The sequence below is a fragment of the Kitasatospora sp. NPDC087271 genome (genome assembly GCF_044744605.1).
Taxonomy (GTDB): Bacteria; Actinomycetota; Actinomycetes; order Streptomycetales; family Streptomycetaceae; genus Kitasatospora.
Genome location: NZ_JBIUYQ010000046.1, coordinates 1 through 24125 on the forward strand (window position 1 = coordinate 1; position 24125 = coordinate 24125).

Here is a 24125-nt window from a genome sequence, read left to right on the forward strand (position 1 = left end):
CGTGCCGGACCAGGATGTGGCGCACCTTGGCCGAGTCCATCAGCGGGTCGTACGCGGGAAGGATGGCCCCGCCCGGGATGCCGAAGACGGTGTCCACTCCGATCTCTTCGAGTGAACGGATCAATGCCTGGGCGCCGGTCGTCCCGGACTCCACGAGCCCGGTCCGGGCGTCGGGGGTGAACGGCGCGGGGGTCGATTCGGTGGTCTCGGTGCTGTGGGTGGTCACGGGGGACTCGCTCAACTGGGTCATCTGGCAATCTCTCGGTTTCGTCGACGTGGTGGTCCGGCGGGGAGTGCCGGGTGGTGTCCGTGGCCGGGGCCGCTGCGGTGCGCGGCGCCGTTGGGCGGCCAGGGACGTGTCGGGGAAACCGGGGCAGCAGGGTCTGTCTCCGCGCCGGTCGTCGGTCGTCGCGTGCTGAGGGGTGTTTCAGCGCTCGGTGCGACGCCGTGCCGTCAGGAAGCGGTGGCCGGAAGGGAGTTGCCCGGCCCGCAAGGAGTGTCTCGCGTCTCAGCCCTTGTTCGTGGGCGAGTGGTGGGTGAAGAGCAGGAAGACCAGGGCGATGGCGGCGATGGCCGCGCCGAGGCCGTACACGGTCGCGGCGCCGGCGCCGAGGGTGGCACCGCCGACGATGGTGCCGAGGCCGATTCCGAGGTAGATGGAGGAGGAGTTGAGGGAGACCACCAGCGGGGCCTCCTGGGGGGCGACCTCGATCAGGCGGTGCTGCTGCGGGGGTGTCTGGCACCAACTGCTGGCGCCCCAGAGGAGGACCAGCAGGCCGACGACGGGCTTGAGGTCGGAGTCGGAGGCGGCGAGCCAGGCGAGGGACCCGAGGGCGACGACCATGGCGGTGTAGCCGACGATCAGGACCTTGGTGGAGCCCCAGCGGTCGGTGGTGTAGCCCGCGGCGAGGTTGCCGATGACGGCGCCGAGGCCGTACAGGAAGAGCATCCACAGGATGGAACTCTCGGGCACCTTGACGGCTTCCAGCATGGGCACGCTGTAGGCGTACGCGGTGTAGCTGGCGCCCATGCCGAGGACGGTGAGCGGCAGGACGGCGAGGACGGCCGGCCGTCGCAGGACGGCGAGGCGGGTGCGTAGCGGCACCCGGACGTTGCCGGGGAGCCACGGCATGATCAGGCGCAGTATCACGGCGACGAGCAGGCAGAGCCCGGCGACGAGGCCGAGGGCGGTGCGCCAGCCCAGCCAGTGGCTGGCGGCGTTGCCGAGCGGCACGCCGAGAGCGGTGGCGATGGTGAGGCCGCCGATGACCACGGCGAGGGCTCGGGCCCGCAGTTCGGGGCGGACGAGGGAGGCGCTGACGGCTCCGGCGTTGGGGGTGTAGGCGGCGGCGCCGGCGGCGGCGATGATGCGGCTGATGATCAGCACGGCCATGTTGGGGGCCAGTGCCGAGCCGAGGTTGGCGATGCCGAGCGTGAACAGTGCGGTGATCAGCAGGGTTCGGCGGGGAAGCCGGGCGAGGAGGGTGGCCAGGACGGGGGAGAGGACGGCGTAGGCGGCGGCGAAGACGGTGATCGACTGGCCGGCCGTGGCCGGGGAGACGTGCAGGTCCTGGGCCATGGAGGGGAGGAAGCCGGCCACGACGAAGGCGTCCGTGCCGACGGCGAACGTCCCTAAGGCGAGGACGAGGGTGGAGGACAGGCCGCCCTGGGGTGGTGAGCCGGGTTCGGCCGGAGCTTTCCGGTCGGCCGGAATCGAGACACTGGACATCCAGATTCTCCTTGCGGGTCGGTGCGCGTGCTGTGGTGTCGCCGCGCGGTGAGGCGGTCGGACCGTCGGGCGGTGCGGTCAGCCGGTCATGCGGGCGTAGTGGCGTCGGGTGCGGTCGGCGGCCCCGCCCGGCGCGGCGGCCATGAGGTCGGCCACCGTCTGCCCGGCGAGTTCGCGGCGCCAGGCCAGTTCGGCCTTGCGCATCGCGGTGGCGATCCCGCACGGCTGTCGGAACTCCCGTGCGATGGCGCCACCGCCGTCCGCGCGCTGGCGGATCTCGGTGCAGCGGAACACGTCGTCGGGGCCCTCGATGGCGGCGACCACGTCCATCAGGGTGATCTTCTCCGGCCGTCGGCCCAGCCGGAAGCCGCCCTTGGAGCCCGGTGTCGAGCTCAGGATGCCGGCCCGGACCAGTGCCTGTAGGCGCTTGGTCAGGTAGGCCGGCGGCAGGTCGAACCAGGCCGCCAGCCGTGCCGTCGGAACCGGTTGCTCACTGTCGAGCCATGCCAGGGTGAGGCAGCAGTGCAGGCCCCACTCGACTCCTTCACCCATTCGCATAACCAGGACAATACACGTCCAGGTTCTGCGACGCAGGCCGGGCGCGCCGGAGGTCCGGAATATGTCAAGTCGCGGCCCGGCGAGGGCGTTGCGGCCCTGCCGGACCTCCGGTACAACGGTGAGCAGCCGACCGGTCAGGCCCGCGAATCGGGCCTGAGGACCACCCGTCTGCCGTGCAGCTCGCCGCGTTCCATTCGGCCGTGGACCTCGGCGGCGGCGCTCAGCGGAAGGGTCTCGACCACCAGGGGGCGCAGCCGTCCGGCCGCGAGCAGGCGGTTGATGCCGACGGCGGCCTCGGCCAGTTCGGTGCTGGTCGCATGCGAGATCACGAAGCCGGCGATCGAGCAGTCCTTCATGTAGAGCGGCCCGACCGGGAGGACCGGCCGCGAGCGGGCGCCGGCCAGCAGGACGATCCGTCCGCGCGGGGCGAGCAGGTCGACGGCGGTGGCCAGGTCGTTCTCCCCGGACGTGTCGAGGTGGAGGTCGACGCCACCGGGGCAGGCCTGGGCGAGCCGTTCGGCGAGGTCCGGATCGCGGTAGTCCAGGGCCTCGGCCGCACCCAGCGCGAGGCACTGTTCCAGGTCCCGGGCGGAGGCGGTGGCGACGACCCGGGCCCCGGCGTCGACGGCGAGGGTGACCAGCGCGGAGCCGACGTTCCCGGCCGCGCCGGCCACCAGGACGGTCTCACCGGCCCGCAGGCGGCCGTGCGTGAACAGGCCGAGGTAGGCGGTCGCGGCCGGATGGACGACGGCGACGGCCTCCTCGGGGAGGACGCCCTCAGGGAGGTGGTAGAGGCGGTCGGCGGGGACGACGACCTGCTCGGAGGCGGCGCCCTGGCGCCCGCCGTGGCCGAGGCTGTTGGTCCACACCCGGTCGCCGACGGCGAAGCCGGGGGCGGCCGGCCCGGCCGCGGCGACGGTGCCGACCAGGTCGCGGCCGATCACGAACGGGAACGCGACCGGGGTGCGGAAGAGGCCGGAGCGGACGAAGGTGTCCACCGGGTTGACGGTGGTGGCCGTGACGTCGACCAGGATGTCGGTCGGCCCAGGACGGAGGGAGGGAAGTTCGCCGTAGCGGATGTTCTCGGGCGGCCCGAGGGCCTCGATGAAGGCTGCTCGCATGCTCGGAGAGTCTTCCACCGGTCAACGCCGGGGTGCCGCACGGAAGCCGTTTGTTCGTCAACTCGCGCGCGGTCGGCCCGCCCCTGATGGCCCCGGCACACCCCACCGGGCGGCTCCGGGGGCGATCGCGCCTGCTCGCGCGCTCTGTCCGGTGGTCCGGCCATAGGCCGCGCGTGCAGCCGTGTGCCCGGTGCACCTGGGCCCGGCCTGAGCCCTCTGCATACCGTCGACCCATCTGAAGATGCGTCTGCCATGTAGAGGTTGGGGATCTCGATGAGCGACTTCGCCCTGCACATCAGGGACACGCGAACACCCGGGCGCACGCCGGGCGTCGGCAGTTCCCACGACATCGTCCTCTCGGAGCTGTGCCCGGCGCTGTTCGCGTCGCTGCCCCGGGCGGACCAGCGCCGCAAGGGTGTGGAGTACCTGCGCGGACTGCTGGGCGCGGAGGGCCGCAAGTCGGTGCGCAACATCGCGCGGCTGATCGGCGGGCAGGCCACGGAGCAGAACCTGCACCACTTCATCAGCAGCTCCACCTGGGAGTGGGACCCGGTGCGCGCCGCGCTGGCGCACTACGTGACGTCCGTCGCGCCGCCGCAGGCCTGGGTGGTGCAGCAGACGGTCATCCCGAAGGCCGGGGAGCACTCGGTGGGCGTGGATCGCCGGTTCATCTCCTCGCTCGGCCAGGTGCTCAACGCGCAGCAGGCGGTGGGCGTCTGGGCGGCGTCCGAGGAGGTGAGCATGCCGGTGAACTGGCGGCTGCACCTGTCCCGGGCGTGGCTGGACGACGTGCCGCGGCGCAGCCAGGCGTCCATCCCGGCGAGTGTGGACACCCGGACGCTGGGCGACTGCTCGGTCGAGGCGGTGCTGGAGCTGACCTCGGACTGGCGGCTGCCCACGCTGCCGGTGGTGATGGACGTCCGGGAGCTGGACGGGATGAAGGCGCTGCGGCGGCTGCGCGCGGCGGGGGTGCCGTTCCTCGTGCGGATCAACAGCACGCTGCCGCTCCGCCCGGCCGAGGGGGCCGGGCACGGCGCGGAGGCGATGCCGGCCCACCGGATCATCGGGGCGTGCCGGGACCGCAGGCGGATGGTGACCTGGACCGACCACGGCCAGGACGCCGGGCTGCGCACCGCGCTGGTCGGTGCCGTCCGGGTGCGGACGGTGACCGGGGCGGCCCGCTCCCCGGGAGTGAACCGCAGGCCGGACGGCCCGGACCGTGACCTGCTGCTGCTCGGCGCGGGCAGCTCCGGCCGGCGCTGGCCGCAGGAGCTGTGGCTGGCCGACGTCCCGGACGCCACGCCGGCCCAGCTGTTCCGGCTGAGCCTGCGGATCGGCCGGGTCGAGCGGGACTTCGACGAGATCGCGGACCGCACCGGCATCCGCGACTACACCGGCCGTTCCTTCAACGGCTGGCACCGCCATGTCACCCTCGCCTCGGCCGCACACGCGGTCGTGGCCCTCTCCCACACCGGCGGCCGCTCGCTCCGCCGCGTGAGCTAGGGGCACTCTTCCGGATCACGCCCGCGCCCCGACAGTCACTAGGTCCCTTGGTCGACTCCCGCCGACGGGCCGTCCTTGACGAGGAGGTCGCGGACGCGCGAGAGCCGTAGGGCGAGCTGGACTTCGAGCGCTTGGCCGGGGTCCTGCCAGTCGGGGCCGAGCAGTTCCGCGACGCGTTCCAGGCGGCGGGCGACGGTGTTCGGGTGGACGTGCAGTTTCTGGGCGGCCCGGGTGGGGCTGGCTCCGGTCTCGAAGTAGGCGTCCAGGGTGCGGCCGAGGTCGGTGAACCGCTGCCGGTCGTACTCGAGCACCGGACCGATGACCGAGTCGACGAAGGAACGGACGTCCCGGTTGTCGGCGAGCAGGACACCGAGGAAGCCCAGCTCCCGGGGGGAGGCCGAGCGGCCGGTGGCGTCGAGGGCGATCATCGCCTCCAGGCAGCGCAGTGCCTCCTGGTGGCAGTGGTAGACCGAGGCGGCGTCCGCGACCGGCCCGGCCGCCGCCACTGTGACCGGTTCGCTGAGCAGCGGGGCGAGTTCGTTCAGGACGGCCCGGGCCGTCGTGCCGGCGTCGGTGCCGGGCAGCAGCAGCACGGCGTTGCCGCCGTGCCCGACCCGCAGCCCGTTCAGTCGCTGGGCCAGGCCCGTGGCCAGGGCGCAGGCCCGGCCGACCGCTCGGGCCTCGGGGCGGACGACCACCACCACGTGCGGCGTGGCCAGGTTGATGCCGAGCCGGCGGGCGCGCTCCTCCAACTGCTGCGGCGGGCGCTGGGCGCTGGTGAGCAGGTCCTCCATCAGCTCGCCGTGGGCGCGGCCCTGCACGACGGTGGTGTCGCCGGTGCGCAGCAGTTGCACCGCCACCGCCTGGGCGGCCAGGTGCAGCAGTTCGTCGATGCCGGTCGCGGGGAGGTCCTCGGGGCGGAACACCAGGGTGCCGAGTACCTCGCCTCCGGCGGTGACCGGGGCCGCCCAGAGGCCGTCCGCGGTGTGGACCGGGCGTTTGGCGGCGTGCACCTCCGCGGCGGCGGGTCCGGTCTCGGGCATCCGGCCGGTGGTGGTCAGGACGGTGCCGTCCGCCGCGTGGATCCGCAGCGCGCCACCGAGGTTCCGGCTCACGGCTTCGGCGAGACCGTGGAGTTCGCAGTCGGTCAGCGCCCGTTCGATCAGCTCGTGATGGATGCGCCGGTGCTCGCTGAGCTCCCGCAGCGACTCGGTGGTGCGTCCGTGCTCCTCGCGCAGGGTCTGCGCGGTGGCCTTGGCGTCGTCGAGGACGAGGGCGCGCTGGACGGCCAGGCCGGCGAGCTCGCCGAGCAGGTTCGTGGTGGAGATCTCCTCCGGGGTGTAGTGCCGCACGTTGCGGTCGGCGACGTAGAGCGCGCCGAAGGGGTGCGGGCCGTAGCTCAGCGGGACGGCCATGATCGCGCGCAGCGCCTCGGCCCGGACCACCTCGTCGATGTCGGTGCTGTGCTGGATCCGGTCGTCGTCGAGGTAGTCCGGGGTCCAGACCGGCGCGAGGTTGGCGACGGCGGCGTGGCCGAGTCCGGAGCCGCCGGTCAGCTGGAGGCCGACGTTGAGCGTGGAGGTGTGGCCGTCCGACGCCCGGATGTAGGACAGGCCGTCCTCCGGTCCGGGGAAGCTGACGTACGCCATGTCCGAGCCGAGGAGCAGGCGCGAGCGCCGGGTGACGACCTTGAGCACCCCGTCGAGGGTGTCGGGGACGAGGAGGTCCCGGGCGGTGTCGAGCAGCGCGGACAGGCCCGCCTCGCGTTGCTGGCGCCCGCGGCGCTGGGCGCAGATGTCCAGTCCGAGCCGGACGGCCCGCTCCAGTGCGGCCGTCTCGGCCTCGCGGGCGCCGCCGCGGGCGGCCTCGGCAAGCAGTGACTCGATGCGCGCCGGTGGTGCCTCCGCCACCAGCAAGGTCAGTACCGTCAGCGCGTCAGGCCGCTTACGGACCCCCTGTTGGGCCATGCCCTACCCCCACCCGTGCACATCAGCCTTTTTGCCTGGCACATGCCAGGTAATGCAAAGTGTTTATCATGTCACTTTGGGTGGGGCTCGGATGATTCCACGGTTTGGACGGTGGAGGGGGCACCGCCGAGTGGCCCCGATGTGTTGCCGGGTCACCTTCCCGCCGACCGCGCCGGTTGAGGAGGATGACGTGGTGGCCACCGGGGAGGTGGTCCGGGCGGCAACGCCCAGCTGGCGCGGTGGGGGGCACGGGCGGACGGCATGAAGGCGCTACAGGACTACCGCCGTTCGCTGGAACGGAGCAGGGTCGCGCTGGAGCACCCGCACCGGCCCGCGACCTTCCGGCTCTGCGGCCGTGAATGGGACCTGCTGCCAGGGATTTTCGCCCCGGTCTACTCGCCCACCAGCGAGATCTCCATGCGCCTGCTCGGTCTGGACGACCCGCGGGCCGCCGGGCGCTCCGGCTCGCTGCTGGAGATCGGCTGCGGCACCGGCGTCATCGCGGTGGCCGCAGCACTGGCCGGGCATGCACGGGTGGTGGCCGGCGACATCAACGAGGCCGCCGTCCGCAACACCGAGCTGAACGCCCACCGGCACGGCGTCGCCGACCGCGTCCACGGCGTGCACAGCGACCTGTTCGCCGCGCTCGCGCCCGAGGAGCGCTTCGACACCGTCTTCTGGCACTCCAACTACGTGCTCGCGCCGGAGGACTACCGCTACCGGACGATGCACGAGCGCGGCTACGTCGACCCGGGCTACGCCGCCCACCGCCGCTTCCTCGTCGAGGCTCCGGGCCGGCTGGCTCCGGGCGGCTCGGTGCTGCTGCACTTCAGCGAGCGCGGCGACCTGACGGCGCTCCGCCGGATCGCCGAGGAGTGCGGGCGCACCCTGCGGGTGGTGCGCAGCGGCGTCTTCCCGGAGGGCGAGGAGGAGGTCGCGCACATGTTGATCGAGGTGACCGTGGCGCGCGGCCGGTCCGGCGGCGAGACGGCACCTGGTACCGGCTTCTGACGTCCGGGCCCGGCGGCCCGATCTGCCACGCCGACTTCGGCACATGCCACGAGGTGCCGGCGCACGGTGGTCCGCCCACCCCCGGGGGATGCGCGGGCCACCGGAGTCCGGCCGTGCTGTACGGCGTCCGGACGGGGCGCGCGCCCGAGCCGTTCCATGGCCGGATCTCGCCGGTCCGCCACCTCGGGACTGACCTCGTCGAGGGTCCGCCGTCACCGTTCTCCGTCGCGCCGGGGCGACATCTGACGGAGTGTGCCGCCACCTGATGGAGTATCCGCCACCTGACGAAGTGCGGGGGCGGGCGTTGGCGACACCTGGTGGCACGCCACAAGATCTGGAAGAGCCTCAGCCGTTCGGCGGCCGGCGGACCGCTGCCGGACCGGGACCCGGCCCGCGGGCCGGCCGCCCCTCCCTGACCCGTGCCATCCACAGCCTCGCCACGACGCCCTTCCGTGCGCGCCGCCGAGCCGGCGCACGTCGGCGACAAGTACACCAGCTTCTGCGATCCCCGGCCCAACCCCGGCCAGGCCATCACCGTGGTCTCCGCCTGGGAGGGCTGACCCGCCGCGCCCGGAACGGCGCCACGCACCACCACACCGAGAGCGACCGAGAGCAACCGAGAGAGCAACGGGCCGGCCACGCGTCGGCCCCGAGGGAGGTCCGGCAGTGACGAACACGATCGCCCTGGTCACCGGGGCAGCAGGCGGCATCGGCGCGGCCGTGGTCCGCGCCCTGGCCGAACAGGGCACCGCGGTGGCCGCGGCGGACCGCGACGAGGAGGGCCTGCGCAAGACCGTGGCCGCCCTCGCCGAGGAGGGCCTGCGGGCCGAGGCCTACCCGGTGGACGTCAGCGACCACCGCGCCGTCGACCTGCTCGTCGACCGGGTGGAGCGCGAACTCGGGCCGGTGGACCAACTGGTGAACGCCGCCGGGGTGCTGCGCCTCGGCGAGGTCCGGGACTTCTCCGTCGAGGACTGGACGGCCACCTTCGCGGTCAACGTCAACGGCGTCTTCCACGTGTCCCGCGCGGTGGTCGACCGGATGATCCCGCGCGGGCGCGGCGCCATCGTCACCGTCGCCTCCAACGCCGCCCGCACCCCGCGCACCGAGATGGCCGCCTACGCCGCTTCCAAGGCCGCCGCGACGATGTTCACCAAGAGCCTCGGCCTGGAGGTCGCCAGGTACGGCATCCGCTGCAACCTCGTCGCCCCCGGATCCACCGACACCCCGATGCTCACCTCGATGTGGCACGACGAGTCCGGCCCGCAGGGCACCCTGCACGGTCGCGCGGACGCTTTCCGGGTCGGCATCCCGCTCAACAAGCTGGCCAGCCCTGCCGACATCGCCGCCGCCGTGCTCTTCCTGCTCTCCGACGCGGCCGGCCACATCACCCTGCACGACCTCACCGTCGACGGCGGCGCCGGCCTCGGCGCCTGACCGGCTCGCCCAACTCACCATTCCCCCAGGAGAGTCCACCGCATGGCAGGCATTCCGACCATCGAGCCCTATCCGATGCCGACCGCGGGCGAGCTGCCCGACAACACCGTGTCGTGGACCGTCCGCCCGGACCGCGCGGTGCTGCTCGTGCACGACATGCAGCGCTACTTCCTGCGCCCCTTCCCGGCGGACGAGGCACCCGGCCGGGAGCTGCTGCACAACGCCGCCCTGCTGCGCCGCCAGGCCGCCGAGCTCGGCGTGCCGGTCGCCTACACCGCCCAGCCGGGCGGCATGACCACCGAACAGCGCGGGCTGTTGCTGGACTTCTGGGGCCCCGGGATGCGGATGGACCCGGTCGACCGCGAGGTCGTCGAGTCGCTCGCCCCGGCCCCCGGCGACTGGCTGCTCACCAAGTGGCGCTACAGCGCCTTCTTCCGCTCCGACCTGCTCCAGCGGATGCGCGAGGAGGGCCGCGACCAGCTGATCCTGTGCGGCGTGTACGCCCACGTGGGCGTACTGATGACGGCCGTCGACGCCTTCACCAACGACATCCGGCCGTTCCTGGTCGCCGACGCCGTCGCGGACTTCTCCGCCGCCCACCACCGGCTCGCCCTGGAGTACGCCGCCGCGCGCTGCGCGATGCTGATCACCGCCAAGGAGACCTTCGCATGACCGACCGGACGACGGACCGGGCGAGCGAGCGGACGACGGGCCGGGCGAGCGAGCGGACGACGGGCCGGGCGAGCGGGCGGACGACGGGCCGGACGACCGAGGAGCTGCTGCGCCGGGTGCTCGCGGAACGGCCGCCCGCCTTCGCCCTCCTGCACCGGCCCGAGACCACCGGCCCGGGCACGCTGGACGTCCTGTTCGGCGAGGTCGCCACCGCGGACACGCTGGACGGTGTCCCGCTGGGCCCCGAGCCCGGCCGCCCGGGCCCGGAGGTCCTGGTCCTGGTCCCGTACCGGCAGATCGCCGAGCGCGGCTTCGAGGCCCGGGACGACGGTGCCCCGCTGCTCGCCATGACGGTGACCGAGCACGCCACCGTCGACCTCGGCGAAGCGCTGGCGCTGATCCCGGACCGGCCCACCGAGCTGACCGGCGCCCGCTTCGACCTCGGCGACGAGGAGTACGCCGACATCGTCCGCCGGGTGGTCGCCGAGGAGATCGGGCAGGGCGTCGGCGCCAACTTCGTCGTCCGCCGCACCTTCCTGGCCGAGATCAGCGACTACACCCTGCACGCCGCGCTGGCCTTCTTCCGCCGGCTGACCGAGCGCGAGGCGGGCGCCTACTGGATCTTCGTCGTGCACACCGGGGAGCGGACCTTCGTCGGCGCCAGCCCCGAGCGGCACATCAGCCTGGCCGACGGCGTCGCCGTGATGAACCCGATCAGCGGTACCTACCGCTACCCGCCCTCCGGCCCCACCCTGGCCGGCGTGATGGACTTCCTCGCCGACCGCAAGGAGGCCGACGAGCTCTACATGGTGGTCGACGAGGAGCTCAAGATGATGGCCCGGATCTGCGAGGGCGGCGGCCGGGTGGTCGGCCCGTACCTCAAGGAGATGGCCCGGCTCGCGCACACCGAGTACCTCATCGAGGGCCGAACCGACCGCGACCCGCGCGAGATCCTCCGCGAGACGATGTTCGCCCCGACCGTCACCGGCAGCCCGCTGGAGAGCGCCGCCCGGGTCATCCGCCGTCACGAGACCGCCGGGCGCGGCTACTACAGCGGCGTGGCCGCGCTGATCGGCCGGGACGAGCGCGGCGGGCGCACGATGGACTCCGCGATCCTGATCCGCACCGCCGACATCGACACCGCCGGCCGGATCCGGATCGGGGTCGGCGCCACCCTGGTGCGCCACTCCGACCCGGCCTCCGAGGTCGCCGAGACCAGGGCCAAGGCGGCCGGGCTGCTGGCCGCGCTGGAAGCCGGAGGCCCGCGCACCTTCGCCGGTCACCCCCGGGTACGGGCCGCGCTGGAGCGGCGCAACACCGTCATCTCGGACTTCTGGCTGGCCGAGGACGCGGACCGCGGCCGGCGACTCGCCGAATTCGCCGGGCGCCGGGTGCTCGTGATCGACGCCGAGGACACCTTCACCGCCATGATCGGCCACCAACTCCAGTCACTCGGGCTTGAGGTGACGATCCGTCGGTTCGACGAGCACTACGCCTTCGACGGCTTCGACCTGGTCGTGATGGGCCCGGGGCCGGGCGACCCGCGGCAGGCCGACCATCCCAAGATCGCCAGTCTGCGCGCCACCGTGGCCGAGTTGCTCGCCCGGCGGCGCCCGTTCGTCGCGGTCTGCCTCAGTCACCAGGTGCTGTCCACCCTGCTCGGCCTGCCGCTGCGCCGCCGGGACGTCCCCAACCAGGGCGTCCAACGCGAGATCGACCTGTTCGGCGCTCGCGAGCGGGTGGGCTTCTACAACACCTTCGCCGCCGTCAGCCCGCACGACACGGTCGACGTGGACGGCGTCGGCACCATCGAGGCCGTCCGTGACCGGGAGACCGGTGAGGTGCACGCCCTGCGCGGCCCGCACTTCGCGTCCATGCAGTTCCACGCCGAGTCGGTGCTCACCCAGGACGGCCCCCGGATCGTCGGCGGCCTGATCGCCGAGGTCCTCCGTGCCGGAGCGATCCTTGCCGGGTAGTCTCCGGGAGACCGCACGGGAGAGGGGCCGACAGGATGGGCGATGACCGCGCCACCGGCGAATGGGGAGCGGAACTGCTCGACGTCGGGGCCTACCTGGCCCGCACCGGTGTTTCCGGTCCGCTGCCCCCCGAACCCGGGACGCTGCGCCGGCTGCACCGCGCCCACCTGCTGGCCCTCCCGTTCGAGAACCTCGACATCCCGCTCGGCCGCGGCGTCCCGCTCGACCTGGACCGCGTCCAGGCCAAGCTGGTCGCCGGCGGCCGCGGCGGCTACTGCTTCGAACAGAACCTGCTCTTCGCCGCGGTGCTGGAACGCCTGGGCTTCCAGGTCACCAGGCTCGCCGCCCGAGCCCTGCTGAACGCCGGCCGACCGCTGCCACGCACCCACCTGGTGCTGCTGGTGACGGTCGGCCGGACGCGTTTCCTCGCCGACGTCGGCTTCGGCGACAAGGGGCCGCTGGAGCCGCTGCCGCTGGCCGACGGCGCCCTGGCCGAGCCCGACGGCTGGACTCACCGGCTCCGCCGGGTCGGCTCGGAGCCGGACTGCTGGGTGCTCGAACTCCTTCGCCCCGACGGCTGGTTGCCGCTCTACCGGTTCGAGACGGGCCTGCCGCTGCACCAGGTCGACTGCGTGGTGATGAACCACTACACCTCCACCCACGAGCGCTCCCCGTTCACCGGCCGGGCCTACCTGTCCAAGATCACGTCGCAGCGCCGGCTCTCCCTCGACGGCCGGCGGCTGGTCGTCGGCCGCGCCGACGGCACGACGGAGGCCGCGGACCTCACCGACGAGCGGTACGCCGCCGTCCTCGCGGAGGACTTCGGTGTCCGGCTCGGGCCCGGGGACCTGCGGTCCGTCCTGCGAAGCCTGCCGGCCATCGGCTCCTCCTGACACGCGTCGGCCCCGGCGGGTCTCACGACACCGCCGGGGCCGACGCCTTCCTCGGCTCAGGCCTCCTCGGCCGCGGCCAGCTCCCTGGCCAGCTCCAGCCGCTTCACCTTGGTCGTGGCGGTGTGCGGCAGTTCGTCCAGCCGACGCTGCACCGGCGGGGCCAGCGTGGGCAGGCCGGCCACCGCGCGGTTCCAGCGGGCGAGGTCGAGCGGCTGGTCGTCCCGGGTGCAGACCACGGGCACCGGGGCCCTGTCCCCGCCGGGCACGATGATCACCTCCAGCAGCTCGGGCAGCCGGGTGAACAGCTTGTCCTCCAGGTCCAGGGTGCTGTTGATCCCCGGGATCTCGTCGACCTCGCGGTCCAGCAGATGCAGGCAGCCCCACCGGGTGCGGTAGCCGAGGTCGCCCATCCGCCACCAGCCGTCCCGCGAGAACTGGCCCTCGAAGCGCTCCCGCTCGCCGAAGTAGGTGACGATCTGCCCGCCGCTGCGCACCTCGATGTGGCCGGGGGAGTCCTTGGCCACCGGCCGGCCGTCCCGGCTGACCACCCGGACCTCGGTCATCCCGGGGAAGGTCCGCCCGACGCAGCGGCCGTCGGCGCCGCTGCGGCGGTGCCGGGTGTAGGTGCGGGCGGCGATGGCGCCGGTCTCGCTCTGCCCGTACGTCTGGGCGAAGAACGGCAGGCTGCGCTCGGACGCGCCCAGCAGGGTGTCGACCGTGCGCGGGTGGATGGCGTCGAAGGTGTTGCTGAAGCAGCGGACCTTGGCCAGCGGCTTCGCCGGGTGGTCCGCCAGGACCTCCCAGCTCAGCAGGGTGTTGGGGTGGGACTCGATCACCCCCGGGGGGATCCGGGCGAACAGCTTCGCGACGTGCTCCGGCTCGTCGTCCCGCAGGATGATCATGGGATGGCCGCGCAGCGCGAACAGCGCGGCCCCGCTGATCATCCGCGAGTGGACGAAGGAGACGTGCACGGCGATCGGCTCGTGCCGCCCGACCGGGGCGAGCAGCACCGACTGCGGGCGGCAGCGGGCCTGGATCGTGATGCCGGTCTGGACGGCGAGCTTGGGCAGGCCGGTGGTGCCCGAGGTGTGGGTAATCAGGGCCGGCCGGTCCTGCGGCATGGTCACCGGCGCCACCCGCTCGACCCCGGCCAGCCCGGCCAGCGCGGTCGCGCCCGGGAACTCCCCGGTGGCCACCAGCACCCGCTCGGTCAGGTCGAACACCTCGGACGGGAGTGCCTGCTCCAGCTTCGCCGCGTCGGTGAGCAGCGTCGGCCGGGACAGTCGCCCCAGCAGGCGGGCGACGGTGGCGCCGTCCAGCTTCGGGGACAGCAGCACCGGTACCCCGCCGACCCGGGCGACGCTGTAGGCGAGCAGGGAGATGTCGAAGCTGTCCGACTTGTGGATCACCACGTGGGAGCCGGGGCGGACCTGGGAAGCCCACAGCCGGGCGGCGAAGTCGTCGACCAGGTCGGCGAGTTCGGTCAGGGTGACCCGCCGGCCCAGCTCCGGGGCGATGTCGAGGTCGTGGTCGAGGTAGACCGGGCTCGCCGGGTGACGGGCGGCCGCGCGGTCCCAGACCGTGCCCAGCCGGATGCCTCGATTGCCGACGCGTTGCAGGAACATGCTCCTCTTCCCCTTCGGTTGGTCGCGGATCGCTCGGGCGTCCGGCGTCGGGGCGCCGGACGCCGGGCCGGCCTCACGGCTCGCGCAGGGCCCGGTCGACGAGGGGGCCGGCCGCTCCGGTGTACGTGGTCGGATCGCACAGCCGAGAGAGCTCGGCCCTGCCGAACACGCCGTCGAGAGCGGGCAGTTCGACGAGCACCTGCTCCAGCGGCCGACCGTCGCGGTCGGCCGCGCCGGAGGCCTCGGTGAGCAGCTGCTTGGCCGCCGCCTTGCCGAGCCGGGGCGCCAGGGCGGCGACGATCCGCTCCGAGACGATCTGACTACCAGTCAGTTCCAGGTTGGTGCGCATCCGTTCGGGCTTGACCTCCAGCCCCTCGGCGAGCTCCACCGCGGTGTGCGCGGCGCCCCCGGTCAGCCGCAGCGCCTCGCGCAGCAGCTGCCACTCGGCGTGCCAGGCGCCCCCCGAGCGCTCGTCCTCGGCCAGCAGGCACTGGGTGAGCCCGGCGGCGATCACCGGCACCTGCAGCGCGGCACTGCGGATCAGGGTGGCCAGCACCGGGTTGCGCTTGTGCGGCATCGCGGAGGAGCTGCCGCGCCCGGCCGCGGTGGGCTCGGCCACCTCGCCGACCTCCGTCCTGGTCAGCGACTGCACGTCGATCGCGATCTTGCCGAGGGCGCCGGCGGTGAAGGCCAGCGCGCCCGCGAGGTCGGCGATCGGGGTGCGCAGCGCGTGCCAGGGCAGCACCGGGCGGGCCAGCCCGGTCTCGGCGGCGAAGGCGGTGAGCAGTCGGTCCAGGTAGTCGCCCGGGTCCGGCGCCGCCCCGTTCGCCCCGCCCGCGGCCGCGCCGTCGATCCGGGCGTATTCCAGGTACCCGGCGAGGGTGCCGGCGGCGCCGCCGAGGGAGACCGGCAGACCGTGCTCGGCGACCTGCCCGAGCCGCTGCTCGGAGTCCAGGACGAGCTGGCGCCAGCCGGCTGCCTTGAGGCCGAAGGTGGTCGGTACGGCTTGCAGGGCGAGCGTGCGGCCGGGGAGGACGGTGTCCCGGTGCCGTTCGGCGAGGACGGCCAGGGCCCGCGCGGTGCGGGCGAGGTCGGCGCGGATGATCCGCAGGGCCTGGGCGGCCACCAGCATCGCGCCGGTGTCCAGGACGTCCTGGCTGGTGGAGCCGCGGTGGACGTACTCGGCGGCGGCCCGGTCCTCGGCCGCCACCACCCCGGTCAGCGCCCGGACCAGCCCGACCACCGGGTTGGCGGTCTCCCGGGACTCGACCGCGAGGGCCCGCAGGTCCAGCAGCTCGGCGCGGGCCAGGCGGGTGATGGTGTCGGCGGCGGTCTTCGGCAGGGTGCCCAGCCCGGCCTGGGCCCGGGCCAGCGCCGCCTCGGCGTCCAGCATGGCCTGTAGCCAGGCCCGGTCGCAGACGGCGGCCTCGACCGGTGTCCCGGCGCGGACCGGCGACAGCAGCCCGGCGTCGGTCAGGATGTCGGCCGCGTCGTGCGGGTCGTGCGGGTCGTACGGGTCGTGCGGGTCGCGCGCGTCGTGCGGGCCGCCGGGTTCGTCCGGCGCGGCCGGCTCGTCAGGGTCGGTCATATCAGCACTCCGGTCAGGTCGGTGACGGCCGCGTCCGGCCGGACGCCGAAGGGCAGCTGGGTGGTGGGCGGCAGGGCGAGCAGCGAGCGGGCGATCGCGTCCGAGTCGCCGAGGGTCACCGAGTCCACGCCGGGCCGGATTCCGGCCGCCGTCACCCAGTGCACCGACTCGGTCGGCACCCCGTAGGCGTAGCGCCGCGGGTGCGCGCGGCCCCGGGTGTCCAGCAGCCGGTACGGCCGTTTGGTGACGGCCAGGCCGCCGGTCTCGTAGTCGGTGCCGCCCGTGCCCGGGATCCGGTACGCGGTGGCCTGCTCGGTGCTCAGCAGGTGCTGCAGCAGCGGGTCGGTGGTGCGGCGCAGGTCGGGTTCGGGCAGCCTGGCCTCGATCAGGACGGTGGCGCGCACCGGCGGCTGGGGCACCGCCCGGGAGGTGAGCACGTAGGCGGCCGCCTCGGTGTCGATCCGGATCTCGGTGCCCGGGCCGGTGAGTTCGACCACCCCGGCCTCGATCAGGGCGATCAGCTCCTCGATCCGGGAGACCGGCGGGCCGATCGACAGGAAGGCGTTGAGCGGGGTGTACCAGCCCTCCAGGTCGTCCCGGTGCGAGTTCCCCTCCAGCCCGCCGTGGTCCACCGCGAGGCGGATCTCGTTGCGCAGGTCGCGCAGGATGTCCAGGGCGGCCTTGAGCGGGCCGCTGAGGTTGCCGGCGCGGGCCGCCTCGACGTCCTCGGCCAGGTACCCGAGCAGCCAGTCGCGGAAGTCCTCCGGCCCGCTGAACTCCCGGTCCCCGTAGGGGCGGAAGAGCCGCTCCCAGTCCCACCGCTCCGACTCGGGGATGCCGTACTCGTCGAGCAGGGCCGCGAAGCCGCCGCCGTGGGCGACCGTCAGGTACCGCTGGACGAAGGGCTCCCGCTCGGCGCCGCGGCCCTTCGCGTCGAGCAACGTGCCGTAGTAGACGCTCTCCACCTCGCGCGCGATCAGCGGCCACAGGTCGGTGCGGAACTGCACCGGCTCGCCGGCCGCGGACTGCTCGCGCAGCCCGGCGATGTACTCGGCGGTCAGCAACCGGGGGAAGTAACGGCCGTACGCGCCCTTCTCGTTCTCGCCGCGGGCGTGGTACGGGATGCCGCGGCGCGAACTGGCGAACAGTTTCGGCTCCCGGCCCGACGGCCGGTACACCAGCCGTCCGTCCGCGCGGACGAAGGCGCCGCCCCGGCCGACCGTGAACAGGGCCATGTGGTCGAAGAAGTTCAGCCCGAGGCCGCGCAACAGTACGTGCTGGCCCGGCAGGATGCCGCTCAGGTCGAGGTCCGCCGGGTTGGCCGGGGTGATGTAGGTGAGGTGGTGGATCCGGGACAGGCTCGCCGTCCGCTCCTCGTGCGGGGTCGGCCGGGCCGCGACGTGGCCCTGGGCGAGCACGATGGCGTCCAGGTGGTTGAGCCGGCTGCCGTTCTCCAGGCGGATGCCCTGCGGGCCGCCGGGGACACCGTGGGTGTCCGCCATCGCCACCGCCCGCGAGCGGTGCACCTGGACGGTGACGTGCGCGGGCGCGCCGCCCACCACCCGGCGGAAGCTCGCGTTCAGGTAGCGCCCGTAGAACGCCCGGGTGGGGTAGCTGTCGGCTTGCAGGGCGCGGGCCTCGGCCACGCACTCCTCGTCCTGCCCGGAGGCGGCGCCGGCCTCGGCGACCTCCACCGCCCACTCCCACAGGCTCGGACCGGGCTCGATCGGGCCGTCGATCCGGGAGCTGTCGTCGGTGTACACGGTGATCTGCGAGGCGACGGTGTTCATCAGCAGGTGCCGTGACTGGTCCTGGCGCCAGACGGCGCCGGCGCCGGGCGCGGCCGGGTCGACCATGTGCACCGTGATGGAGCCGTGCGAGGGCGCCGCGCGCTCGTTGGCGCAGAGCCGCTCCAGAACGGACAGGCCGCGCGGGCCGGCCCCGATGACGCAGACCTCCAGTGCCGCCTTGCCGCCCACTCCGCTCATGCGCCCGCCTCGCTTCGCTCGGCAGGGGCATTCGCCCGCGCGCACCTCTCGATGACGAGATGGCTTCGCTCACTCATGGCTTCACGTCCTCCACGTCTTCCACGTCCGCCCGGGTGCCCTGCGGGGCGTCGGCGAGCAGCAGGCGGGCGAGCTCCAGGCGCTTGATCTTGGTGGTGGCGGTCCTCGGTAGCTCGTCCAGCCGCCGGTGGACCGGCTCGGCCATCGGCGGCAGCGACGCCGTGGCGCGCCGCCAGGCCGCCAGGTCCAGTGGTTCGTCGTCCTTGGTGCACACCACCGGCACGGCCCGGCCGTCCGGGCCGGGGATGATGATGACCTCGGCGAGGCCGGGCAGCTGGCCGAACAGGGTGTCCTCGGCCGCGAGGGTGCTGCCGAAGCCCTCGATCAGGTCGACCTCGCGGTCCAGCAGGTGCACGCAGCCCCACTTGGTGCGGTAGCCGACGTCGCCCATCCGCCACCAGCCGTCCGCCGACACCTGGGCGTCGTAGCGGTCCTGCTCGCCGAGATAGGTGACGATGCGCCCGTCGCTGCGCACCTCGATGAAGCCCGGGTTCCGCGCGGACGGCGGGTTGCCGTTCCGGCTGACGACCCGGACGTCGGTCATCCCGGGGAACGGCATGCCGACGCAGCGGCCGTCGTCGTCCAGGGTGCGGCGCCGGGTGAAGCCGCGGACGATGGCCGGGCCGACCTCGCTCTGCCCGTACAACTGGCCGAAGAGCGGCGAGCGGCGCCGGGTGGCGCGCAGCAACCGGTGCACGGTCCGCGGGTGGATCGCGTCGAAGGTGCTGCTGAACAGCTTGACGTTGGACAGCGGGCCGCGCGGGTCCTGCGCCAACTCCTCCCACTCCATGAAGGAGTTGGGGTGCGCCTCCAGGATGCCCGGCTTCAGCCGCGCGAACAGGTCGCCGACGTGCTTCGGGTCCGACTCGCGCAGCACGACCAGCGGGAAGCCGCGGTAGAGCGAGATCGCCAGCGCGGTGATCAGCCGGGAGTGGACGAAGGAGACGTGGATGGCGATGGTCTCCCGGCCCGGGATCAGCGGGGCGATGACGGAGGCCTGCGGGCGGTAGCGGGACTGCAGGCTGAACCCGGTGTGCACGGCCAGCTTGGGCGTCCCGGTGGTGCCCGAGGTGTGGGTGATCAGTGTCGGGTGGTCGGCCGGCATGATGACGGGTCTGACCCTCTCCACCCCGGCCAGCGCCCGCAGTTCGACGGCGTCCCGGTACGAGCCGGAGGTCAGCACCACCCGGTCGGCGAGGTCGAAGACCGTCTCGGGCAGCACGTTCTCCAGCTTCTCCTGGTCGGTCACCAGGAACGGCCGGTCGGTACGGCGGACCAGCTCGGCGACGGTCGCGCCGTCCAGAGCCGGCGACAGCAGGACCGGGACCGCCCCGATCCGCGCCGCCGCGCACGCGAGCAGCGTGATGTCGAAGCCGTCGGCCTTGTACACCACCACCCGCCGGCTCGGCCGCACGCCCGCCGCCCAGAGCCGGGACGCCAGGTCGTCCACCAGGTCCGACACCTCGGCGACAGTCGCCCTGCGGCCCAACTCCGGTGCCGCGTCGAGGTCGTGGTCGAGAATGAGGACGTTCGCGCCGTGTCTGGCCGCGGCGCGTTCGAAGAGCATCCCGAGCTGAATTCCCCGGTTTCCGATACGTTGAAGAAGCACCTGTACGCCTCCCGGGCCGCGGCTGTGCGCCGTCGGCGCCTGACGTGAATGGAATGGACACCACCCGCGGTGAAAGGGACACCGTCCGAGGTGAATTGGCGTGCCCGGGCGTCCGAATGGCCGCGTGCCCGGGTACGAGCCCGGGAATTCCGGGCGAATCGCGGAAAGGCCGGATACCGCCCGGCGTCACGCCTCTTCGATGACGGCCTTGATGCGCTGCAGGGTGGCGGCCAGATCGCCGGAGATCTTGTCGCCCCACTCCGTGAAGAAGCGCTGCTTCTCGGCCGCGTCCATCTCCGCGGTGATGCCCTTGATGCCCTGGGTGGCCGAGTCCATGCGGAAGTGGTGGGTCAGCAGGCTGCCGCCGCCCTCGGCGGCTTCGATGTCGAAGCCCCAGATGCTCTCCTGCTTCTGGCCGTCCGAGTTGTGTATCGCCCATCGGAAGGTCCGGCCCGGCTCCGCGGTGACCACCTCGGACTGGGTCGTCCACCGGCCGCGGACCACCGGCGCCCAGGCGACGATGTCGTCGCCGCGGAGGTTGTCGCCGCGGAACACGGACCCGACGGCGGCCGGCTCGCCGACCGTCCATTCACCGCCCAGGCATTCCGGGCTCCATTCGCCGCTGCGCGGCAGGTCGCTGATCACCGCGTAGACCTCGATCGGTGTCGCGGAAATTCGAATGTCGGCGTCGGCGGAGAATATCGGCTGCTTCTCGTTGATGGTTTCGCCCATGCCGGGGATCGTCCCAGCCCGGCCCCGGCGGGGGTCAAGGGCGGGCCGGCGGGTCCGTCAACTCCGTGATTCCGTGTCAACTCCGCCCCGGTGCCGCGGCGAACGGCCGCGAACCGACCGGCATCGCGTACCACGAACCGGCCGGCACCGCGGGCCGCGAACCGGCCGTCCCCTCGAACCGCTACGAACCGGCCCGGATCTCGCGGGCGAAGTGCAGGGCGACGATCGACATCCGGGCCGCGTGATAAAAGCGGTGCGCGCCGTGGTTGGTCACCCCCGAGTCGAGCTCGATCCGGGCGCACCCCGCCCGCCGGGCCCGCTCCTCCAGCTCCGCCATCAGCCGCCCGCCGACCCCCGCCGACCGCACCGCGCGGTCGGTCACCAGGTCGTCGACGAACAGTAGCCGGCCGCGGCTGGTGGCCAGGACCCGGTGGGTCGCCACCCCGACGCACCGCCCGCGACCGTCGTACGCGGCGGTGAAGGCCAGCCCCTGCGCGTGCGCCTCGGCGGCGAAGGCGGCGAACCCCTCGGCGGTCAGGGCCGGCCTCAACTGCCGTATCAGCGGCCCGACATCGGCCGCCATGGCGGCGCTCCCCGGTGTGACGTCAACCATCGTCAGTTCCATCCCTCGATCTTCGCAGGGAATCCCGGTCCTCGGTCCGGGCGGGGATGTGAGTCCGGGCCCGTGGTCAGCCCGTGGTCAGCCCGCGCAGGCCGGGCAGAGGCCGCGGTAGGTGACGGCGGCGTCGGTGACGGTGAAGCCGAAGCGCTGGTCGGTGGGCAGGGCGGTGAGGGGGTCGTCGGTGGGGTGGACGTCGCGGATGGTGCCGCAGTGGGTGCAGACGAGGTGCTGGTGCGGGTGGTGGGCGTTGGGGTCGTAGCGCTTGGCCCGGCCGTCGGTGGAGACCTCGATGACCTCGCCGAGGGTGACCAGTTCGCCGAGGGTGTTGTAGACGGTGGCCCGGGAGATCTCGGGCAGGCGTTCGGCGGCTCGGGCGTGGACCTCGTCGGCGGTGAGGTGAACGTGCTCGCCGTCCAGGACCTCCGCCACGACACGCCGCTGGGAGGTGAGGCGCCAGCCGCGTCCGCGCAGTCGCTCCAGCAGGTCACTCATATCGGTTCACCTATTCAGGTCAATGGGAGGACCGGATTTTACCAAGTGATTGCGGCTTCTCTCCGGTTCCCGATCGGATATGGGTTTGGTGTCAATCTTGACGTGGATCGAGTCCATCGTAGGATCGGCTCCGGCGATAGCCTGGGTAGCAGGAAGTAGCAGTCAAGACACCGTGATCCGCCTTGTAGGGAAGGATTTCCATGTCTGAGAACCACGATCCCATCGTTACCGAACCCGAGCCGCAGGCGGAGGGCACGGGTGGCTGCCCGGTGGCCCACGGGCGCGCGCCGCACCCCACCCAGGGCGGCGGAAACCGCCAGTGGTGGCCGGAGCGGCTCAATCTGAAGATCCTCGCGAAGAATCCGGCCGTGGCGAACCCGCTCGGCGCGGACTTCGACTACGCCGCGGCGTTCGGATCCCTCGACCTTCCGACCGTGAAGCGGGACATCGAGACGGCCCTCACCACCTCGCACGCGTGGTGGCCGGCCGACTACGGGCACTACGGCCCCTTCATCATCCGGATGGCGTGGCACAGCGCGGGCACCTACCGGATCAGCGACGGCCGCGGCGGCGCCGGCGCCGGGCAGCAGCGCTTCGCCCCGCTGAACAGCTGGCCCGACAACGCCAGCCTGGACAAGGCCCGCCGCCTGCTGTGGCCGGTGAAGAAGAAGTACGGCCGCAACCTCTCCTGGGCCGACCTGATGATCCTGGCCGGGAACGTCGCCCTGGAGTCGATGGGCTTCGAGACCTTCGGCTTCGGCGGCGGTCGCGTGGACGAGTGGGAGCCGGACGAGGACGTCTACTGGGGCCCGGAGACCACCTGGCTCGGCGACGAGCGCTACACCGGTGACCGCGAGCTGGAGCGCCCGCTCGCCGCCGTCCAGATGGGCCTGATCTACGTCAACCCCGAGGGCCCCAACGGCACCCCGGACCCGCTCGCCGCCGCCCGCGACATCCGCGAGACCTTCTACCGGATGGCGATGAACGACGAGGAGACCGTCGCGCTGATCGCCGGCGGCCACACCTTCGGCAAGACCCACGGCGCGGGCCCGGCGGACAACGTCGGCCCCGACCCCGAGGACGCCCCGATCGAGCAGCAGGGCCTCGGCTGGAAGAGCACCTTCCGCACCGGCAAGGGCGGGGACGCGATCACCAGCGGCCTGGAGGGCGCCTGGACGGCCACCCCGGTGACCTGGGACAACAGCTTCTTCGAGACGCTGTTCGGCTACGAGTGGGAGCTGACCAAGAGCCCGGCCGGCGCCTTCCAGTGGAAGCCGAAGGGCGGCGCCGGAGCGGGCACCGTCCCGGACGCCCACGACCCGTCCAAGCGGCACGCCCCGACGATGCTGACCACCGACCTCTCGCTGCGCCTGGACCCGGTCTACGAGCCGATCTCCCGGCGCTTCCTGGAGCACCCCGAGGAGCTCGCGGACGCCTTCGCCCGCGCCTGGTTCAAGCTGACCCACCGCGACATGGGCCCGGTCGCCCGCTACGTCGGCGCGGAGGTCCCGGCCGAGCAACTGGTGTGGCAGGACCCGCTGCCCGCGGTCGACTACCAGCAGATCGACGCCGCGGACGTCGCCGCCCTGCGGGAGCGGATCGCCGCCTCCGGGCTGTCGGTGTCCGAGCTGGTGTCCACGGCGTGGGCGGCGGCCTCCTCCTTCCGCGGCAGCGACAAGCGCGGCGGCGCCAACGGCGGCCGGATCCGGCTCCAGCCGCAGATCGGCTGGGAGGTCAACGAGCCGGACCGGCTGGCCTCGGTGCTGCGCACCCTGGAGGGCGTGCAGCAGGAGTTCAACGCCCGGTCCGGCGCCAAGCAGGTCTCGCTGGCGGACGTGGTGGTGCTGGCCGGCGGCGTCGGCGTGGAGAAGGCCGCCCGGGCGGCCGGCCGCGACGTGGTGGTGCCGTTCACACCGGGCCGGGTGGACACGACGCAGGAACTCACCGACGTCGACTCCTTCGCGGCGATGGAGCCGACCTCGGACGGCTTCCGCAACTACGTGGGCAAGGGCAGCCGGCTGGGCGCCGAGTACCTGCTGCTCGACAAGGCGAACCTGCTGACCCTGAGCGCGCCCGAACTGACCGTCCTGGTCGGCGGCCTGCGGGTGCTGGGCGCCAACTACCAGCAGTCCCCGCACGGCGTCCTCACCGAGACCCCCGAGGCCCTGACGAACGACTTCTTCGTCAACCTGCTGGACCTGGGCACGGAGTGGAAGGCCACCTCGGAGGACGGGCACACCTTCGAGGGCCGGGACGCGGCTACCGGCGCGCTCAAGTGGACCGGCACCCGGGCCGACCTGGTCTTCGGCTCCAACTCCGAACTGCGCGCCGTCGCCGAGGTCTACGCGAGCGACGACGCGAAGGAGAAGTTCGTGGCGGACTTCGTCGCGGCGTGGGTCAAGGTGATGAACCTGGACCGGTTCGACGTCGCCTGATCCCGCGCCCGCCCGATCCCGTGATCCCGGGTTCCCGGGCGGCCGACGGGAGTTGGCGTCAGCCGTCCGGAGGGCGGTGAGGATCCGCC

The 24125-nt window shown here is 73.1% G+C and carries 19 protein-coding genes; 7 read left to right on the plus strand and 12 right to left on the minus strand.

The window, feature by feature from the left end; all coding sequences use genetic code 11:
* From ACIO9K_RS37100 to ACIO9K_RS37115, 4 genes are all read right to left on the minus strand, one after another.
* Nucleotides 1–250, minus strand: a 250-nt coding sequence (locus ACIO9K_RS37100; protein WP_363625044.1) for a thiamine pyrophosphate-binding protein, incomplete at its 3' end; no start/stop codon positions are given.
* A gap of 258 nt (nt 251–508) precedes the next feature.
* Nucleotides 509–1729, minus strand: a complete 1221-nt coding sequence (locus tag ACIO9K_RS37105; protein ID WP_363625046.1) for an MFS transporter — start codon at nt 1727–1729, stop codon at nt 509–511.
* Nucleotides 1730–1807: 78 nt separating this feature from the next.
* Complete coding sequence (locus ACIO9K_RS37110) at nt 1808–2287, minus strand: Rrf2 family transcriptional regulator (protein WP_363587036.1); 480 nt, start codon at nt 2285–2287, stop codon at nt 1808–1810.
* Between the two features lie 134 nt (nt 2288–2421).
* The gene (locus ACIO9K_RS37115) at nt 2422–3408 is read right to left on the minus strand and encodes an NADPH:quinone reductase (RefSeq protein ID WP_363625048.1); all 987 of its coding nucleotides are present in this window, start codon (nt 3406–3408) and stop codon (nt 2422–2424) included.
* A 273-nt stretch (nt 3409–3681) separates the two neighbouring features.
* Here ACIO9K_RS37115 and ACIO9K_RS37120 point away from each other — a divergent pair, with 273 nt between their 5' ends.
* Entirely contained in the window at nt 3682–4911 is a 1230-nt protein-coding gene (locus tag ACIO9K_RS37120) for an IS701 family transposase (protein WP_400336301.1), read from the plus strand.
* A gap of 38 nt (nt 4912–4949) precedes the next feature.
* On the opposite strand, the gene ACIO9K_RS37125 is transcribed toward ACIO9K_RS37120, so the two are convergent.
* Entirely contained in the window at nt 4950–6878 is a 1929-nt protein-coding gene (locus ACIO9K_RS37125; RefSeq protein ID WP_363625053.1) for a helix-turn-helix domain-containing protein, read from the minus strand.
* Between the two features lie 261 nt (nt 6879–7139).
* Here ACIO9K_RS37125 and ACIO9K_RS37130 point away from each other — a divergent pair, with 261 nt between their 5' ends.
* From ACIO9K_RS37130 to ACIO9K_RS37150, 5 genes are all read left to right on the plus strand, one after another.
* Complete coding sequence (locus ACIO9K_RS37130) at nt 7140–7889, plus strand: 50S ribosomal protein L11 methyltransferase (RefSeq protein WP_400336303.1); 750 nt, start codon at nt 7140–7142, stop codon at nt 7887–7889.
* A 666-nt stretch (nt 7890–8555) separates the two neighbouring features.
* On the plus strand, nt 8556–9326 hold the full coding sequence (locus ACIO9K_RS37135) for a 2,3-dihydro-2,3-dihydroxybenzoate dehydrogenase (protein WP_363587042.1): 771 nt from the start codon (nt 8556–8558) through the stop codon (nt 9324–9326).
* 42 nt (nt 9327–9368) lie between these two features.
* The gene (locus ACIO9K_RS37140) at nt 9369–9998 is read left to right on the plus strand and encodes an isochorismatase family protein (protein WP_063346539.1); all 630 of its coding nucleotides are present in this window, start codon (nt 9369–9371) and stop codon (nt 9996–9998) included.
* Complete coding sequence (locus tag ACIO9K_RS37145; RefSeq protein WP_400336305.1) at nt 9995–11974, plus strand: anthranilate synthase family protein; 1980 nt, start codon at nt 9995–9997, stop codon at nt 11972–11974. Before ACIO9K_RS37140 ends, ACIO9K_RS37145 begins: the two co-directional genes overlap by 4 nt.
* Before the next feature lie 35 nt (nt 11975–12009).
* Nucleotides 12010–12867 (plus strand): arylamine N-acetyltransferase, encoded by an 858-nt coding sequence (locus ACIO9K_RS37150; protein ID WP_400336307.1) that lies wholly within the window; start codon nt 12010–12012, stop codon nt 12865–12867.
* A 56-nt stretch (nt 12868–12923) separates the two neighbouring features.
* On the opposite strand, the gene ACIO9K_RS37155 is transcribed toward ACIO9K_RS37150, so the two are convergent.
* The 7 genes from ACIO9K_RS37155 to ACIO9K_RS37185 all read right to left on the minus strand — a co-directional run bounded on the left by ACIO9K_RS37155 (nt 12924) and on the right by ACIO9K_RS37185 (nt 21601).
* On the minus strand, nt 12924–14492 hold the full coding sequence (locus ACIO9K_RS37155; RefSeq protein WP_363625061.1) for a class I adenylate-forming enzyme family protein: 1569 nt from the start codon (nt 14490–14492) through the stop codon (nt 12924–12926).
* 73 nt (nt 14493–14565) lie between these two features.
* Complete coding sequence (locus ACIO9K_RS37160) at nt 14566–16080, minus strand: adenylosuccinate lyase family protein (RefSeq protein WP_400336309.1); 1515 nt, start codon at nt 16078–16080, stop codon at nt 14566–14568.
* The gene (locus ACIO9K_RS37165) at nt 16077–18068 is read right to left on the minus strand and encodes an FAD/NAD(P)-binding protein (RefSeq protein ID WP_400336311.1); all 1992 of its coding nucleotides are present in this window, start codon (nt 18066–18068) and stop codon (nt 16077–16079) included. The genes ACIO9K_RS37160 and ACIO9K_RS37165 overlap by 4 nt, the downstream gene beginning before the upstream one ends.
* 73 nt (nt 18069–18141) lie before the next feature.
* Complete coding sequence (locus ACIO9K_RS37170) at nt 18142–19713, minus strand: class I adenylate-forming enzyme family protein (protein ID WP_363625066.1); 1572 nt, start codon at nt 19711–19713, stop codon at nt 18142–18144.
* A 228-nt stretch (nt 19714–19941) separates the two neighbouring features.
* The gene (locus ACIO9K_RS37175) at nt 19942–20487 is read right to left on the minus strand and encodes an SRPBCC family protein (RefSeq protein WP_363625068.1); all 546 of its coding nucleotides are present in this window, start codon (nt 20485–20487) and stop codon (nt 19942–19944) included.
* Between the two features lie 181 nt (nt 20488–20668).
* Nucleotides 20669–21070, minus strand: coding sequence for a GNAT family N-acetyltransferase (locus ACIO9K_RS37180; RefSeq protein ID WP_363625070.1), 402 nt, complete (start codon nt 21068–21070; stop codon nt 20669–20671).
* A gap of 117 nt (nt 21071–21187) precedes the next feature.
* Complete coding sequence (locus tag ACIO9K_RS37185; RefSeq protein ID WP_363587051.1) at nt 21188–21601, minus strand: transcriptional repressor; 414 nt, start codon at nt 21599–21601, stop codon at nt 21188–21190.
* Between the two features lie 200 nt (nt 21602–21801).
* Here ACIO9K_RS37185 and katG point away from each other — a divergent pair, with 200 nt between their 5' ends.
* The gene (gene katG, locus ACIO9K_RS37190; RefSeq protein WP_400336314.1) at nt 21802–24036 is read left to right on the plus strand and encodes a catalase/peroxidase HPI; all 2235 of its coding nucleotides are present in this window, start codon (nt 21802–21804) and stop codon (nt 24034–24036) included.
* Nucleotides 24037–24125 lie beyond the last annotated feature (89 nt).